Below are 16,479 nucleotides of genomic sequence, written 5' to 3'. Positions count from 1 at the left end.
CGCACTATTTGTCTGAATTTTCGATTTTCGTCGCACGTCAAGGCTGTAAATGGAAACAGTAGTGGTGGTTTTACACAGTTATCCCAACTTTCTGTGGATAACATAGTGTAAGATCCTGTTTATTGTCAGTGACCAGAATTGGAAAACCCGCTTCAGCGTTGCGCAACACGAAGAAACAACACAAAAAAGGCAATAAAAATCAGTCTATTGAATATAAGACACAGAAAAAGATAAACTCTGCCCATACGGTATAAAATCACTGCTCATTTTTTGACCTAAGGTAATTGTCATGTCCGCTCTTTGTCCGCTACTGACTCCGCCTGCTTCGGAAGCATTGCTGTTAGCCCAGGCGCGGCAGCTTTCCGGCTATACGTTAGGCGAGCTGGCGGCGATGGCCGGCATTACCACGCCTAAAGATTTGAAGCGAGACAAAGGCTGGATCGGCGTCTTGCTGGAGATCTGGCTCGGCGCCAGCGCCGGGAGCAAGCCGGAGCAGGATTTCGCCGCATTAGGCGTAGAACTGAAAACCATCCCGGTGGATAGTCTGGGTCGTCCTCTGGAAACAACCTTTGTCTGCGTGGCGCCGTTAACCGGTAACAGCGGCGTGACCTGGGAGACAAGTCACGTACGGCATAAATTGAAGCGCGTGCTATGGGTGCCGGTCGAAGGCGATCGCAGCATACCGTTAGCCGAACGCCGCGTAGGTTCGCCGCTACTCTGGAGTCCGAGTGAAGAAGAGGACAGGCAGCTACGCCTCGACTGGGAAGAGCTGATGGACATGATAGTGCTGGGCCAGGTGGAACGCATTACCGCCCGTCATGGCGAAGTCTTGCAACTGCGACCCAAAGCCGCCAATGCCAGGGCGCTCACCGAGGCTATCGGCGCGCGCGGGGAACCTATTTTGACGCTACCGCGTGGATTTTATCTGAAAAAAAATTTTACGCAGGCGCTGCTGGCTCGCCATTTTTTATTGCAAAATCCGTAACGTCCATTACACGCAAATGCGCCTCCGCTATGGCTACGCGTCGGACCGACGCTCGATAAACGTAAGCGTATTGTCGCCGCTATTTTACACCGTTCCTGGTTGCGCAAATTCAGCCTGGGCTTTCGCCCGTCACTCGACGGGCCTATAATTACCGCTTCTTTTTTTGGCAGGACTTTGTTCGATGTTATTTGCATGGATAACCGATCCTAATGCCTGGCTGGCGCTCGGTACGCTGACGCTGCTGGAGATTGTACTTGGGATCGACAACATTATTTTTCTTTCTCTGGTGGTAGCAAAACTTCCTACGGCGCAACGAAACCACGCACGGCGGCTTGGGTTGGCGGCGGCGATGGTTATGCGCCTGGCGCTGCTGGCGTCAATCGCCTGGGTCACTCGGCTGACTAATCCGCTGTTTGAGCTTTTCGGCGAAGCGATTTCCGCCCGCGATCTCATTCTGTTACTGGGCGGGTTATTTTTAATCTGGAAAGCCAGCAAGGAGATCCATGAGTCCATCGAAGGCGAAGAAGAAGGGTTAAAAACCCGGGTTTCTTCTTTCCTGGGCGCAATAGTGCAGATTATGCTGCTGGATATTATTTTCAGCCTTGATTCAGTTATCACAGCGGTTGGCCTCTCCGATCATCTGTTTATTATGATGGCGGCAGTCGTTATTGCCGTGGGCGTCATGATGTTTGCGGCACGGCCCATCGGCGAGTTTGTCGATCGTCATCCGTCGGTAAAAATGCTGGCGCTCTCCTTTCTGATCCTGGTTGGCTTTACCCTGATTCTGGAAAGTTTCGACGTTCACGTTCCGAAAGGGTATATCTATTTCGCCATGTTCTTCTCTATCGCAGTAGAGAGCCTGAACCTGTTGCGTAATAAAAAGAATCCGCTGTAATCCTGTCTCGCTCCCCCGCCGGGGAGCGAATACTCACTTTATTTCCTTTCTTCTCACAGATTAAGATTTTGCTGCTTCCGACATGCAGAGCTGCGCGTTATTACTAGACTATTATCAGACATATGATTAACAGACTATTATCAGATGCAGGCTATGTGAGGACAAACGGATGAAAAAGTGGGCAGTTGTAATTTCCGCAGTAGGGTTGGCTTTTGCGGTATCCGGATGCAGCAGCGATTATGTAATGGCGACGAAAGATGGTCGTATGATCCTGACCGATGGAAAACCGCAAGTTGACGATGATACCGGTCTGGTCAGCTATACCGATGCACAGGGAAACGAGATGCAAATCAACCGTGACGAAGTGTCTCAAATCATCGAACGTTAAGCGGTGGCCTGTGATCGAGGTCAGCGTTCTGCAAGCCTTCAGGCTGCGTCCCGTAACGGTGCGTGGCGACCACGCCCGGTAACAATTACGCCGCGCAGCCTGCAATTTTACTTTCCCTTTTGCCTTCCCTCTGCCATTTTTATTGTCCTTTGTCGGGAATTTCTGACTTCATAATAAAAAGGAAACGGCTATGCACTATCACCGTATACCCCACAGCTCGCTCGAAGTAAGTACGCTAGGGCTGGGCACAATGACATTTGGTGAACAAAACAGCGAAGCCGACGCTCACGCACAGCTCGACTATGCCATCGCAAATGGCATTAACCTTATCGATGCCGCCGAGATGTATCCGGTACCGCCGCGCCCGGAAACACAAGGGCTGACGGAGTCCTATATCGGTAACTGGCTCGCCAAACGCGGCAACCGTGAAAAACTGATCATCGCCAGCAAAGTTAGCGGACCGGCACGTAATAATGATCAAGGCATCCGGCCTCATCAGGCGCTGGATCGTAAAAATATTCGCGAAGCGCTACACGACAGTTTGACCCGATTGCAGACCGACTATCTGGATTTGTATCAGGTGCACTGGCCGCAGCGCCCCACTAACTGCTTCGGTAAACTCGGCTATAACTGGACGGACTCCACGCCAGTAGTAAGTCTACTGGAGACGCTAGACGCGCTAAGTGAGTTTCAGCGAGCGGGTAAGATTCGTTATATTGGCGTTTCAAATGAGACAGCGTTTGGCGTTATGCGCTATCTGCATCTGGCGGAAAAACATGACCTGCCGCGTATTGTCACGATCCAGAACCCCTATAGCCTGTTAAACCGCAGCTACGAGGTCGGGCTGGCGGAAGTCAGCCAGTATGAAGGTGTTGAATTGCTCGCCTACTCCTGTCTGGCGTTTGGCACATTAACCGGTAAATACCTGAACGGGGCCAAACCCGCAGGCGCGCGGAATACCTTGTTCAGCCGCTTCACACGTTACAGCGGCGAACAGGCGCAAAAAGCCGTTGCCGCCTACGTCGATATCGCGAAGCGTCACAATCTTGATCCGGCGCAGATGGCGCTGGCCTTTGTTCGCCGCCAGCCGTTTGTCGCCAGTACGTTACTGGGCGCAACCACGATGGCGCAGCTCAAGACGAATGTGGAAAGTCTGCATCTGACGTTAAGCGAAGAGGTTCTGGCGGAGATTGAGGCGGCGCATCAGGTTTATACCTATCCGGCGCCGTGATGGTCAGTGCCCGGTGGCGCTACGCTTCCGGGCTTACAGAGACAATGTAAGCCCGATAACACGCACTCGCCGCCCGGCATATTCACTCAGTATGATGCCTGCCGGCGCTGCCAGATCCACAGCGCCGCGATCGCCAGCGCGAACAGCACGCCAAAGCCGATACCTATCGCCACTGCCGGAACGCCAACCAGCACCGCCAGCGAGTACAGTCCCAGCATTAATAGCATGGCGCTATTCTCGCCCAGATTTTGTACGGCAATGGCATTCCCGGCGCCAACGCTCTTCTTACCGCGCTCCTGGAGCAAAGCGTTGAGCGGCACCACAAAAAAGCCGCCCAGCATACCTATCAACAGCAACAAGGCATAAGCAGGCAGCAATGCGTGCTGTAATGAGAAGATCGCAACCACAACGCCAATCAAAATCCCGGCGGGCATACAGCGCGATACGGTCTCCAGCGTCACCAGTTTTGCCGCCGCGCCCGCGCCGACCACAATGCCTACCGCCACCATGGCGTTCAGGTAAGTCGGCGTGGCGTTATCCGTAATCCCCAGCGCCACCGGCACCCACAGCACCAGCAGAAAACGCAGCGTCACGCCTGCGCCCCAGAATAGCCCGGTCCCCACCAGCGAAAAACGCGTTTCACCGTTACGCCAAAGGACAACGCAAGCGCTGAAGAAACTACGCGTCATCGCCGACAACCGCCAGGATTGTCCTGGACGCGCCGCCACAAGCTTCGGGATAAACAGGTTCGCCGCCACTGCGCCAGCGTAGGCCAACGCGCAGGCAACCAGCGCAGCGATGACATGCCAGTCGGCCAATACGCCGCCCGCGACGGAACCGAGCAAAATCGCCGCAATCGTAGAGGCTTCCATCAGGCCATTGGCTTTCACCAGCTTATCGCCCGTCGTCAGTTCGCCCAGAATACCGTATTTCGCCGGAGAATAAGCCGCCGCGCCAATCCCGACCAACGTATAACCGACAAAAGGATTTATGCCGAGGCAGATACCTGCCGCTCCCGCCAGTTTAAGACCATTGGCGACCATCATCACCCGGCCTTTGGCAAAGCTGTCCGCTATCTGGCCGACAAACGGCGCAAAAAGAATGTAAGCGCCCACAAACACCATTTGCAAAACAGGCTGGCTCCAGTCCGGGTAAAACTGAGCTTTCAGCAGTGCCAGCGTCGCGAACAGCAGCGCATTATCGCCAAAAGCCGAGAGAAACTGCGCGACAATCACCGACAGCATCCCTTTCGACCAGATGGAGGTGTTAGTACGTACTGACTCACTCATGATGTTGTTCCGGCGCATCCACCCAACTTTTCAGCGTCACAAAATCGGGTTTCCCGCTGCCAAGCAAGGGAAGCTGCTTCAGATAACGGATATCACGCGGGACGGCAAGTTCCGGAATACCGTGTTCACGAGCATAGTGCTGTAACTTTTCTCGGGTGAGTTCGCTGTCAGTCGTAAACAGTACCAGCGCTTCACCTTTGCTGGCATCGCTTTTAATGGCGGTAGCGTGCATTTTGTCCGCCGAAACGCCAAGCGCCAGTTGCTCGACCATCTCCAGCGAGACCATTTCGCCAGCAATTTTCGCAAAGCGTTTCGCGCGCCCCTGAATCTGCACAAAACCATTTTCATCGAAGCGTACAATGTCGCCCGTGTCGTACCAGCCGCGCTCAGTTTCGCCTCTGGAGTTTTCCGCCGACGGCACCTCCAGCACGCCCGGTTTTTCCACGCGCAGATAGCCATTCATGATATTCGGCCCTTTCAGCTGTAGCCGACCGCCGTTTTCAATACCGGGCACCGCCAGCAGACGCGCGTCCATGCCAGGCAGAATGCGGCCAACAGTGCCAGGCTTAGCCGCCATCGGCACGTTAATCGAGACTACTGGCGCGCATTCCGTTACCCCGTAGCCCTCAAGAATGCGCAGACCGAATTTATCCTGCCACAGTTGTTTGGTGCTCTCCTGAAGTTTTTCCGCACCGGCCACCACATAGCGCAGGCGATAAAAATCATACGGATTGGCAAAGCGCGCATAGTTGCCGAGGAAGGTTGACGTACCAAACAGCACGGTACAGTTACGGTCATAGACCAGTTCCGGCACAATGCGATAGTGCAGCGGACTTGGATAAAGAAATACTTCCGCGCCGGTCAACAACGGCGTAAACAGGCCCACCGTCAAACCGAACGAGTGAAAGAGCGGCAGCGCCGACATAAAACGGTCATTGGCGGTGAAATCCGCAATCGTTTTTATCTGCTCGACGTTCGCCAGAATGCTTTTATGGCTGTGCACCACCCCTTTCGGGTGCCCTTCCGAGCCGGAGGTAAAAAGAATGATCGCCGCGTCTTCCGGCTGCTGTTTTACCTGCGCCAGTCGCGGCGCCAGGAGGTGGGCAAAAATCCACAGCTTGTCGGCGGGTGTGACGTCCGCTTTTAAATCTTCCAGGTAAACCCAGCGAACCTGCGTTAGCTGTTCCGGCAGGTGCCACAATTTACCTTTATCGAGGAACTGGCGGGAGGTAAAAATCGTTTTAATTTCCGCCGCGGTAATCGCGCTGGTCAGCCCTTTTACCCCCGCCGTGTAGTTCATCATGGCCGGAATGCGGCGACGAGAAACCGCGCCGAAAATCACCGCCGCGCTGATGGCGGCATTCGGCAGCATTAAACCGATTTTCTCGCCCTCAACGCTGTACTTTTCCAGAATCCGGCCAACAAAAAGCGTCTTGGTCAGTAACTTACGATACGTATCCGGCGTAAAGTTAATGTCCTCAATACAGTTTTTACCCGCGCCGTAACGATATTGCGCCGCCAGCAACGATTCGTATAACGTCTCGCGCGGGCGCACCGCCATACGCGCTTCCATCATGATCTGGTGCAGCATCTCACCCGCTATCTTACGTCTGTCGCGCGCGCGCGGCGCTTCCGGCATCGGTATTTGCGTCGACGGTAAAATATGAAGCTGAATGCGGGGGAATAAGCGCCGTTTAACCAGACCTTTCAGGCGACTGAAAGGGGTAAGCTCCGCGCCGTCAATGCGGAGCGGAATGACGGTTGCGCCCGATTTTGCCGCCACAAAGCCTGCGCCGTCATAAATTTTCATCAGCGAGCCGGTCACGGAAATCCGCCCTTCCGGGAAAATCACCACTGGACGCCCCTGTTCCACCAGACGCACCAGGTGTTTAATGGACATGGGTTTAGTGGGGTCGAGCGGCACAAAATCGATCAGCGGCGTTAACCAGCGCATATACCATTGCTGGCTGATGGAGGTATATACCGCAAAGACAGGCCGTACCGGCAAAAACAGCGCCAGTAACATACCATCGATAAATGAAACGTGATTGGGGGTAATTAAGACCCGGTTCCCCTGTAGCGCCCGGACATCGCCAGTGACGCGCACACGATAAAGCACGCGAAACAGGTTACGGAAAAATCCAAACAGCATTTCAACTCCCTTTGGCCGACAATTCGCTAAAACATGAATTGTGGCAGATTACACGAGTTGCGTAACAGGAGCGATAGCAAAATAGGTTCGAAAAAAAACCTGCGCATCCGCGCAGGTTGGTGCAAGAGACAGGTACGAAGAGCGTACCGAATAATCTCACCAATCAATACCTCTGGGATCTTGATTGTGGGCTTCGCGCGTCTGCATCGCCAGTCCGAAAACGCAAAGGAATAAACGGAAATGCAACGAGTTGTGTAAATTATCCGTTACTGTTACAGGTTCAGGCGAAACAAAAAAAAACCTGCGCATCTCTACGCAGGTTGGTGTAATTCGTGTGATCAACAATGACGTTGATTCCACCTATCAATACCTCTGGGATCACCACTCTATCAACCTGACTCGCTGGCCTGCCAGCAGACAATCGCAACAGCGCTTCGCAAACTGTAACGAAAGATTTGTATTGTCACTTTACAGACGCATTTCTCCCGTGCAGGTCACATTTGCCCGATACGGCGGGGCAAGAGGCTTGAACAGACGTTCATTTTCCGTAAAACTGGCGTAATGTAAGCGTTTACCCACTATAGGTATTATCATGGCGACCATAAAAGATGTAGCCCGACTGGCCGGTGTTTCAGTCGCCACCGTTTCTCGCGTTATTAACGATTCGCCAAAAGCCAGCGAAGCGTCCCGGCTGGCGGTGACCAGCGCAATGGAGTCCCTGAGCTATCACCCTAACGCCAACGCGCGCGCGCTGGCACAGCAGGCAACGGAAACCCTCGGTCTGGTGGTCGGCGACGTTTCCGATCCTTTTTTCGGCGCGATGGTGAAAGCCGTTGAACAGGTGGCGTATCACACCGGCAATTTTTTACTGATTGGCAACGGGTATCATAACGAACAAAAAGAGCGTCAGGCTATTGAACAGTTGATTCGTCATCGTTGCGCAGCGTTAGTGGTACACGCCAAAATGATTCCGGATGCGGACCTGGCCTCATTAATGAAGCAAATCCCCGGCATGGTGCTGATTAACCGCATTTTACCGGGGTTAGAACACCGCTGTGTCGCGCTGGATGACCGTTACGGGGCATGGCTGGCGACCCGACATCTGATCCAGCAAGGTCATACGCGTATTGGGTATATCTGTTCCAACCACACCATCTCTGATGCCGAAGATCGCCTGAGGGGCTATTACGATGCGCTGGCGGAAAGCCATATCCCGGCTAACGATCGGCTGGTGACGTTCGGCGAACCGGATGAAAGCGGCGGCGAGCAGGCGATGACTGAGTTATTAGGTCGCGGCAGAAATTTTACCGCGGTGGCCTGCTATAACGACTCGATGGCGGCCGGCGCGATGGGAGTATTAAATGATAATGGCGTGGGGGTGCCGGGCGAAGTATCGCTCATCGGTTTTGATGATGTACTGGTCTCACGCTATGTGCGCCCCCGACTGACCACCATTCGGTATCCGATCGTCACCATGGCGACACAGGCGGCGGAGCTGGCCTTAGCGCTGGCAGGGAAATGCCCTACGCCAGAAGTAACTCATGTATTTAGTCCGACACTGGTACGCCGACATTCGGTATCCACGCCGACGGATACCAGGCACCTGTCGACAACCGATTAATCAGGGTAGCATGATGGCGACAATGCTGGATGTTTCCCGCCATGCGGGCGTATCAAAGGCCACCGTCTCACGAGTGCTGAATGGGACGGGGCAGGTAAAAGAAAGCACGCGCCAGAAAGTGTTTACGGCGATGCAGGCTCTGGGCTATCGCCCCAACCTGCTGGCACGCTCGCTGGCGAATCGCACCAGCAACAGCATCGGTCTGGTCGTCTCTACGTTTGACGGCTTCTATTTTGGCAGTTTGTTGCGCCGGGCGTCGCGCCAGGCGGAGTTTCATAACAAGCAGTTGATCGTCACCGATGGTCACGATACGCCGGAACGAGAGCAGAAAGCCGTACAAATGTTGGCCGACAGACAGTGCGACGCTATTATTCTTTACACTCGCTATATGGATGAGCCGGCGATTTTGTCGTTGATTGACGCCACGGAAATGCCGCTGGTGATTATTAATCGCAACGTCACTCAGGCCCGCGATCGCGCTATTTTCTTCGAGCAGGAGACGGCGGCATTCCAGGCGGTGGAATATCTGATTACGCAGGGCCATCGCGATATCGCCTGTATTACGCTGCCTGTTCATACTCCCACCGGCACATCACGCGTAGCGGGTTATCGCAAGGCGCTGGAAAAGTATGGTATTCCCTGGCAACCGGCAAAAGTGAAATACGGCGATTACACGCTGACGCGCGGCTATGACGCCTGCCGGGAATTGCTGGAAGAAGGCGTCACGTTTAGCGCGCTATTCGCCTGTAATGATGACACGGCGCTGGGCGCGGCAAAAGCGCTGCGCCAGGCCGGATTACGCATCCCGCAGGATGTGTCGCTGTTTGGTTTTGACGATGCGCCGGGCGCAACCTGGCTTGAACCGGGGCTTTCAACAGTCTATTTACCCATCGAGGATATGATAGCCACCGCGATCGATCAGGCCGTTCGTCTGGCGAACAGCGAGCCGGTCGCCCCGATCCCACCCTTTACCGGCACGCTGATTCTGCGCGAGTCCGTCGCCGCAGGCCCGTTTTTTCAACGTCCGGCCTAATGATGCGCTTCAGAGCATCTCCAGCGCTAACAGCTCTTCAATGGTCTGACGACGGCGGATCAGCCGCGCCTGTCCATTGTCAAACAGCACTTCCGGCAGGAGCGGGCGGCTGTTGTAATTCGATGACATAGACGCGCCGTACGCGCCGGTATCGTGCAATACGAGGTAATCGCCGGGGATGACCGCAGGTAAGGCGCGTGTTTCAACCATTCCCCCTTCCTGCTGCGTAAAAACATCGCCTGATTCGCATAGCGGCCCGGCGACCACCGTCTCGACCCACGGGCCATTTTCAAGCGCGCGACCATCCGCCGTCAGCGCCGAAATACGGTGATAGCTACCGTACATCGCCGGGCGCATCAGATCGTTAAAACCCGCATCTACCAGCACGAAATGGCGGCTTCCCATCTGTTTTACGCTACGCACCTGCGTTACCAGCACGCCCGATTGCGCCACCAGAAAACGTCCAGGTTCGATCTCAAGTTTGACCGCATGTCCCAGATGGCGGGCGATTTGCTCGCGCGCCGCGTTCCACAGGCCATAGTAATGGCGCGTATCAACGGGCTCTTCTCCCTCACGATAAGGTATCGAGAGTCCGCCGCCTGCCGAAATCGCCTCCACATCCTGACCACATTCCAGCACCTGGCGTACCATCGCGCCGCAAACCTGCTCCAGATGGCCATAATCGACGCCGGAACCAATGTGCATATGGATACCGACAAGTTTCAGTCGGTATTTCTGCATTACCGCCAGCGCCGCCGGAAGATCGCTATGCCAGATGCCGTGTTTGCTGTTTTCGCCCCCGGTGTTGGTTTTCTGGCTGTGGCCGTGACCAAAGCCAGGATTCACGCGCAACCAGACGCGATGCCCAGGCGAAACCTGACCAAGCTGCGTCAGCATATCTACCGAGCCGGCATTGACCGGAATATGCAGTTCACTGACGCGCGCCAGCGTGGCGGCGTCAATCACATCGGCGGTAAAAACGATATCATCAGGGCACGTTTGCGGATCGTAGCCCGCCGCCAGCGCACGTTCGATCTCCCCCAATGAAACAGAATCCACCTTGACACCCTGCGCGCGCATTAAGCGCAGGATATGAATGTTCGAACAGGCTTTTTGCGCAAAACGCACGACGTCAAACTGCTGCAGGGCGGCTATCTGACGGCGAATAATGTGCGCGTCATAGACCCAGACCGGACAGCCGAATTCAGCAGGCAATCTGAGCAAATTTTCAGCGTTAAGGTCAGTTTCAGCGTAATAATGCGGCAATGACATAACAAACTCCGGAACAGGCTTTTTAACGATTACGCCATACCTTAGAAAGAATAAAAAATATCGTTTTATTGTCAGTCTATGCAAAAATGATATGGGATAAATGATTCAGGGAAACGTATGGCTGCCGTTAATTTACGTCACATTGAAATTTTTCATGCCGTAATGACCGCCGGAAATCTCACCGAAGCGGCGCGGCTGCTGCATACCTCGCAGCCTACCGTCAGTCGCGAGCTGGCGCGTTTTGAGAAAGTGCTGGGATTAACGCTGTTTGAGCGCACACGCGGGCGCTTACATCCGACGGTGCAAGGGCTACGCCTGTTCGAAGAGGTACAACGCTCCTGGTATGGGTTGGATCGCATCGTCAGCGCGGCGGAAAGTCTGCGCGAGTTCCGTCAGGGCGAACTCTCTATCGCCTGCCTGCCGGTGTTTTCACAATCCTTTTTGCCGCCGTTACTACCGCCTTTTCTGGCGCGTTATCCGGATGTCAGCCTGAATATTGTGCCGCAGGAGTCGCCGTTGCTGGAAGAGTGGCTCTCCGCCCAGCGCCACGACTTAGGGCTGACGGAGACACTTCATGCCCCGGCAGGAACAACCCGTACCGAGTTACTAACGCTAAATGAAGTGTGCGTACTGCCCTGCGACCATCCGCTTGCCGCCAAAACGGTACTGATGCCAGACGATTTTCAGGGGGAAAACTTTATCAGCCTCTCCCGCCTGGACAGCTATCGACAGTTGTTGGATACGTTATTTGCCGAACATCAGGTGAAGCGCAGAATGGTGGTGGAAACGCATAGCGCGGCCTCCGTCTGCGCGATGGTGCGCGCCGGGGCGGGCGTTTCGATAGTTAACCCGCTAACCGCGCTGGACTATGCCGCCAGCGGCGTCACCGTTCGCCGCTTCAGCATTGACGTGCCCTTTACCGTCAGCCTGATTCGCCCGCTACACCGCCCCGCCTCCGCGCTGGTTGACGCCTTCAGTAAGCATTTACAAACGCACCTTTCGCGCCTGGTCGAACCGCTGGAGGTTATTCTGGGGCCGATGACGAAAGCATAAAGCTCACGGCATCTGCGGCATGAATTGCCGTGGTATCGAAAACCGGTAGCGCGCTTTGCGTCTGGGAAACAAGCAAACCTATTTCAGTGCAGCCAAAAATAACGCCCTGCGCGCCTTGCGCAGCCAGTTGTTCGATAACCTGTAAATAATAGTGGCGCGACGCGTCAGTAAATGTCCCCTGACAGAGCTCGTCAAAAATCACCTGATTGATACGCGCCCGATCGTCCGCCTCCGGCACGATGGTCTCAATCGCAAATTGCTGTTCCAGCCGCCCGCGATAAAAATCCTGCTCCATCGTATAGCGGGTCCCTAATAGCGCCACGCGATGCAACCCCTGACGGGCGATAGCTCGCCCGGTAGCATCCGCGATGTGCAGGAAAGGCAGAGAACAACGAGATTCAATAATGTGCGCGATTTTATGCATGGTGTTGGTACACAGCACAATGCCTTCTGCGCCCGCCTGCTGTAACCCCTGCGCGGCCTGCGCCAGGATATCGCCCGCTTTATCCCACTCGCCGCGGCGTTGACATACTTCAATATCGTGGAAATCTACGCTATGCAGCAGTAAGCTCGCCGAGTGCAGGCCTCCCAGCTGCTGTTTAATGCCTTCATTGATTAAACGGTAATAAGGGATAGTCGATTCCCAGCTCATCCCCCCCAACAGCCCGATCGTTTTCACTGCGCTCTCCTTTTTTTAAAGCATTATGGCAGTGAAACAAACTTACACATCCGTTTCCAGTCTATTTTTCATCATGCCGGATAACAGGCGTCATCCGGCATGGGAGGGGTGATTACACGCCAATATTTCTTAGCTTCTCGCCCGCCATTAGCTTGCGTTCGATATGCTCCAGGGTGACATTTTTGGTTTCCGGAATCAGCCAGAAGGTGATGCCGATAAAAGCGATATTCAGCGCGGTGTAAAGCCAGAATGTACCTGCCGCGCCAATGCTGTCCAACAGTGTCAGGAATGTCGCGCCGATGATCATGTTCGATACCCAGTTTGTCGTGGTTGAACAGGTAATGCCAAAATCACGGCATTTCAGCGGCTGGATTTCCGAACACAGTATCCACACCACCGGAGCGGCGCTCATCGCGTAACCGGCGATACACATCATCGTCATCCCAACGGAAAGCCAGGAGAGGCCGCTTGATGCCGTACCGTTATCAAACTGCATCAGGCAGTAGCCCAACACCAATGTCCCTAACGCCATTACGCTGAAACCGATTTTTAACGCCGGTTTACGCCCGGCCTTATCGACCGTAAAGACGGCGATAAACGTCGCGAACATAAAGGTCAGCCCGACCACCAGCGTGGCGATCATTTGCTGTTCCGTGGTGGTAAAGCCGGCCATTTTAAAAATGCGCGGCGCATAGTACATAATGATGTTCATGCCGGTGAACTGCTGCATTGCCTGTAGCAGCATACCGAGGAACACGGCGCGGCGAACATTGCGGTTAGCTTTAAATAATGCCCACCCGCCCTGCTTGAGTTTGAGGCTTTCCCGAATCTCATTCAGTTCATCACGGGCTTTTTCCGAGGTATCGCGCAGCATACGCAGCACCTCTTCCGCTTCAATATGGCGACCTTTTTGCGCCAGCCAACGCGGACTATTCGGCAAGAATACCACCAGAATAATGAGCAACACCGCAGGAAGCGCCAGCACGCCCAACATCGCGCGCCAGTTGCCGCTGTAGCTGAATGCCGTATCGGATAAAAAAGCCAGCACAATGCCTAACGTCACCATCAGTTGATACATACTGATCATTTTGCCGCGAACATTTTCACTTGCCATTTCAGAGAGATAAAGCGGCGCGGTATAGGAGGCAATCCCTACTGCTACGCCCAGTATCACGCGGGCGCCAATCAATACTTCCACGCTGGAAGCAAACGCCGACCCCAGCGAGCCGAGCACGAACAAAATCGCGCCGGCCATCAGGCTATACTTACGCCCCAGCCGGAATGAAAGCCAGCCGTTAAATAATGCGCCAATTGCCGCGCCAAGCATCATACTGCTGACGACCCACTCCTGCAGCCGACTGGTCAGCACGAAATGGTCGGTAATAAAAGGCAGCGCCCCGGCGATAACGCCGATATCCAGACCAAATAACAGTCCCGCTACCGCTGCAGAAACCGAAACAAACATATTCATACGTCGTGTGTCGCGAAGCGAACGCGGCGTTAAAGCAGAGTCATGATTAATAGAGACCATATTTTCCTGCCACAACAGAGTAAGACATAGCCTGAAAGTACGGGATACTCTTCCTCAAGTGTCAGGCTGGAAACGGCATAAATATGGATTAAATGGCTACGCTATAGCGATATGTGATGGATATTACACTTTTTAAATTTAACGCCGTTGCCAGATATTTTTTCAAACCACCAATATTTCAATAATTTAAATCATTGATTATAGCTATTATTTAACAATATATGGATTAAGTTAAACTCACAATATGGACTATGCTAATGAGATCATAAAAAAACCCTGTACGAGGACAGGGCTTTATCAGTTTTTTCGGCCAAAGCGTCGATTTTCCCAGAAACGCATTTGTCAGTAGCGGATTAACGCGCCAGCCAACCGCCATCTACCGCTATGGTATAGCCGTTAACATAATCAGCGGCGCTGGATGCCAGGAAGACTACCGGGCCCATTAAATCGCCCGGTAGCCCCCAACGTCCAGCCGGAATACGGTCGAGAATTTCGGCGCTACGTTGTGCATCAGCGCGCAATTGCTGGGTATTATTCGTGGACATATAGCCCGGCGCGATGGCGTTTACATTGATATTGTGTTTCGCCCACTCGTTCGCCATCAGACGCGTTATTCCCATTACGCCGCTTTTCGACGCGGTATAAGACGGAACGCGAATGCCGCCCTGGAAGGAAAGCATAGACGCGATATTAATAATTTTGCCGCCGTTGCCCTGGGCAATAAAATGTTTTGCCGCCGCCTGAGACATAAAGAACACGCTCTTGATGTTCAGGTTCATGACGTCATCCCAGTCTTTTTCCGTGAAATCAATCGCATCTTCACGACGGATCAAACCCGCGTTATTCACCAGAATATCAATATGACCGTATTCCGCCACCGCCCGTTCCAGTAGCGCCGGAATACCATCGATTTGGCGCAGATCGGCTGTCAGGCTTAAAAAACGACGTCCCAGAGCGGTGACGCGCGCAATAGTTTCCGTCGGTTCAACAATGTTAATACCGACAATGTCACAGCCCGCTTCCGCCAGCCCTAACGCCATCCCCTGCCCCAATCCGGTATCGCACCCCGTCACAACCGCGACTTTACCTTCAAGAGAAAATGCATTCAAAATCATTGTTAATCCTTATTTTTGTCATGCCTGCCACGCACAGGCGTTATCACCGGTCGCGACTAGCGCAGATCTTGTACCGCAACGTGATCCATGTCATCGAAGACCTGATTTTCTCCCACCATGCCCCAAATAAACGTATAGGCTTTGGTGCCAACGCCGGAATGTATTGACCAGCTTGGGGAAATAACCGCCTGTTCATTACGCATCACAATATGACGGGTTTCCTGAGGCTGCCCCATCATATGGAAAACGCAACTGTCCTCTTCCATATTGAAATAGAGGTACACCTCCATACGGCGCTCATGGGTATGGCATGGCATGGTGTTCCATAGATTGCCGGGCGCCAGTTCGGTGAGTCCCATACTGAGCTGACAGGTTTCCAGTACATCCGGTACGAAGTATTTATTGATGGTGCGACGGTTACTGGTGAGGTTATCGCCTAAGGTGACGGGCGCAACGTCGGCAGGCGACACTTTTTTCGTCGGATAAGCGGTATGCGCTGGCGCGCAGTTGTAATAAAACTTCGCCGGTCTGCTCGCCTCATTGCTGACGAAGACCAGCTCTTTCGCCCCTTTACCAATATACAGAGCATCACGATGACCAATATCATGGCGCTGCCCGTCAACGATAATGGCGCCCGCGCCGCCAATATTAATGACGCCCAGCTCGCGGCGGTCCAGTAACCGGGAAACGCCAAGCTGTTTACCCACCTCTCCGCCGATTTCAACGGGATGGCTGACGGGCATAATGCCGCCGACAATAATACGGTCGATATGGCTGTAGACCATCGTATATTCATCAGCGACAAAAATATTTTCTATTAAAAACTCGCGTCGCAGCGCCTGGGTGTCCAGCGTTTTAGCGTGCTCGCTATGGATACTTTGCCTTACGTCCACTTTTCCCTCCAATGATAAATCGATCGCAATGGCATAAAATCAAAACACTGTTTTGTTTTATTTAACGGCATCATAGTCGCCTGGATAAAGGTTTTCAACAATAAATAAAACAACGTTTCATTTATATGGTTGGTTATTTTTAAAACTGCTGTAGCGATCACGAACGGCGCTAAAACTTACGCACTTGTCTGATTTTCAGACATGCGCGCCAGATGCTGTATGCGGTTACTCAGATAAAAATTGGAGCTTGTTTTGGAACGGAGTCTGATGTGCGAATTGAATTAAAAGCGGTATGCGTCTGCAATGCCCGACGCGGCAAGACGTTCTGCGCTATAACGAAAA

General features: G+C 53.5%; 14 protein-coding genes. 7 read left to right on the top strand and 7 right to left on the bottom strand.

The features are described from left to right. The first annotated feature begins 289 nt into the window (after positions 1–289). The 4 genes from mutH (at position 290) to J4617_RS09345 (ending at position 3,499) form a co-directional block, all read left to right on the top strand. On the top strand, positions 290–985 hold the full coding sequence (gene mutH, locus J4617_RS09360; RefSeq protein ID WP_001274930.1) for a DNA mismatch repair endonuclease MutH: 696 nt from the start codon (positions 290–292) through the stop codon (positions 983–985). Positions 986–1,166: 181 nt separating this feature from the next. Beyond that, complete coding sequence (locus tag J4617_RS09355) at positions 1,167–1,880, top strand: TerC family protein (RefSeq protein WP_000895635.1); 714 nt, start codon at positions 1,167–1,169, stop codon at positions 1,878–1,880. Between the two features lie 169 nt (positions 1,881–2,049). Continuing rightward, positions 2,050–2,268, top strand: a complete 219-nt coding sequence (locus tag J4617_RS09350) for a YgdI/YgdR family lipoprotein (RefSeq protein ID WP_000758662.1) — start codon at positions 2,050–2,052, stop codon at positions 2,266–2,268. A 190-nt stretch (positions 2,269–2,458) separates the two neighbouring features. Further along, on the top strand, positions 2,459–3,499 hold the full coding sequence (locus J4617_RS09345) for an NADP(H)-dependent aldo-keto reductase (protein ID WP_000558960.1): 1,041 nt from the start codon (positions 2,459–2,461) through the stop codon (positions 3,497–3,499). 86 nt (positions 3,500–3,585) lie between these two features. On the opposite strand, the gene lplT is transcribed toward J4617_RS09345, so the two are convergent. Continuing rightward, complete coding sequence (lplT, locus tag J4617_RS09340) at positions 3,586–4,788, bottom strand: lysophospholipid transporter LplT (RefSeq protein WP_000004679.1); 1,203 nt, start codon at positions 4,786–4,788, stop codon at positions 3,586–3,588. Next, positions 4,781–6,940 (bottom strand): bifunctional acyl-ACP--phospholipid O-acyltransferase/long-chain-fatty-acid--ACP ligase, encoded by a 2,160-nt coding sequence (gene aas, locus J4617_RS09335; protein ID WP_000896109.1) that lies wholly within the window; start codon positions 6,938–6,940, stop codon positions 4,781–4,783. Before aas ends, lplT begins: the two co-directional genes overlap by 8 nt. 592 nt (positions 6,941–7,532) lie before the next feature. Between aas and galR the strand changes: the two genes are divergently transcribed. After that, positions 7,533–8,561 (top strand): HTH-type transcriptional regulator GalR, encoded by a 1,029-nt coding sequence (gene galR, locus J4617_RS09330; protein ID WP_017465484.1) that lies wholly within the window; start codon positions 7,533–7,535, stop codon positions 8,559–8,561. 10 nt (positions 8,562–8,571) lie between these two features. Then, a complete protein-coding gene (locus tag J4617_RS09325) occupies positions 8,572–9,594 on the top strand; it encodes a LacI family DNA-binding transcriptional regulator (protein WP_000968353.1) in 1,023 nt (340 codons plus the stop codon). A gap of 9 nt (positions 9,595–9,603) precedes the next feature. Here J4617_RS09325 and lysA read toward each other — a convergent pair whose 3' ends face one another. Beyond that, positions 9,604–10,866: a diaminopimelate decarboxylase gene (gene lysA / locus J4617_RS09320; protein WP_017465483.1), complete on the bottom strand. Its 1,263-nt coding sequence runs from the start codon at positions 10,864–10,866 to the stop codon at positions 9,604–9,606. Positions 10,867–10,983: 117 nt separating this feature from the next. Here lysA and J4617_RS09315 point away from each other — a divergent pair, with 117 nt between their 5' ends. Beyond that, positions 10,984–11,919 (top strand): LysR family transcriptional regulator, encoded by a 936-nt coding sequence (locus J4617_RS09315; RefSeq protein ID WP_017465482.1) that lies wholly within the window; start codon positions 10,984–10,986, stop codon positions 11,917–11,919. Here the strand turns inward: J4617_RS09315 and J4617_RS09310 are convergent. From J4617_RS09310 to kduI, 4 genes are all read right to left on the bottom strand, one after another. Continuing rightward, the gene (locus tag J4617_RS09310; protein ID WP_000848631.1) at positions 11,891–12,598 is read right to left on the bottom strand and encodes an aspartate/glutamate racemase; all 708 of its coding nucleotides are present in this window, start codon (positions 12,596–12,598) and stop codon (positions 11,891–11,893) included. The genes J4617_RS09315 and J4617_RS09310 overlap by 29 nt on opposite strands. 112 nt (positions 12,599–12,710) lie before the next feature. Next, entirely contained in the window at positions 12,711–14,129 is a 1,419-nt protein-coding gene (gene araE, locus J4617_RS09305; RefSeq protein ID WP_000253650.1) for an arabinose-proton symporter AraE, read from the bottom strand. 353 nt (positions 14,130–14,482) lie between these two features. After that, positions 14,483–15,244, bottom strand: a complete 762-nt coding sequence (kduD, locus tag J4617_RS09300; RefSeq protein WP_000602491.1) for a 2-dehydro-3-deoxy-D-gluconate 5-dehydrogenase KduD — start codon at positions 15,242–15,244, stop codon at positions 14,483–14,485. A gap of 56 nt (positions 15,245–15,300) precedes the next feature. Further along, the gene (gene kduI, locus J4617_RS09295; RefSeq protein WP_000383270.1) at positions 15,301–16,137 is read right to left on the bottom strand and encodes a 5-dehydro-4-deoxy-D-glucuronate isomerase; all 837 of its coding nucleotides are present in this window, start codon (positions 16,135–16,137) and stop codon (positions 15,301–15,303) included. Between the last annotated feature and the right edge of the window lie 342 nt (positions 16,138–16,479).

The organism is Salmonella sp. 32010601201800023SM (assembly GCF_017572235.1).
In the GTDB taxonomy this organism is placed as follows: domain Bacteria; phylum Pseudomonadota; class Gammaproteobacteria; order Enterobacterales; family Enterobacteriaceae; genus Salmonella; species Salmonella enterica.
The sequence above is the reverse complement of the archived record's forward strand: the minus strand, read 5'-3'. Positions and strand labels throughout refer to the sequence as shown.

Excerpts from the sequence above, each read along its gene's own strand:
- lplT (WP_000004679.1), bottom strand. The coding sequence starts at position 4,788 with ATGAGTGAGTCAGTACGTACTAACACCTCCATCTGGTCGAAAGGGATG.
- J4617_RS09315 (WP_017465482.1), top strand. The coding sequence starts at position 10,984 with ATGGCTGCCGTTAATTTACGTCACATTGAAATTTTTCATGCCGTAATG.
- galR (WP_017465484.1), top strand. The coding sequence starts at position 7,533 with ATGGCGACCATAAAAGATGTAGCCCGACTGGCCGGTGTTTCAGTCGCC.
- lysA (WP_017465483.1), bottom strand. The coding sequence starts at position 10,866 with ATGTCATTGCCGCATTATTACGCTGAAACTGACCTTAACGCTGAAAAT.
- J4617_RS09325 (WP_000968353.1), top strand. The coding sequence starts at position 8,572 with ATGATGGCGACAATGCTGGATGTTTCCCGCCATGCGGGCGTATCAAAG.
- J4617_RS09350 (WP_000758662.1), top strand. The coding sequence starts at position 2,050 with ATGAAAAAGTGGGCAGTTGTAATTTCCGCAGTAGGGTTGGCTTTTGCG.
- J4617_RS09355 (WP_000895635.1), top strand. The coding sequence starts at position 1,167 with ATGTTATTTGCATGGATAACCGATCCTAATGCCTGGCTGGCGCTCGGT.
- araE (WP_000253650.1), bottom strand. The coding sequence starts at position 14,129 with ATGGTCTCTATTAATCATGACTCTGCTTTAACGCCGCGTTCGCTTCGC.
- aas (WP_000896109.1), bottom strand. The coding sequence starts at position 6,940 with ATGCTGTTTGGATTTTTCCGTAACCTGTTTCGCGTGCTTTATCGTGTG.
- J4617_RS09345 (WP_000558960.1), top strand. The coding sequence starts at position 2,459 with ATGCACTATCACCGTATACCCCACAGCTCGCTCGAAGTAAGTACGCTA.
- kduD (WP_000602491.1), bottom strand. The coding sequence starts at position 15,244 with ATGATTTTGAATGCATTTTCTCTTGAAGGTAAAGTCGCGGTTGTGACG.
- mutH (WP_001274930.1), top strand. The coding sequence starts at position 290 with ATGTCCGCTCTTTGTCCGCTACTGACTCCGCCTGCTTCGGAAGCATTG.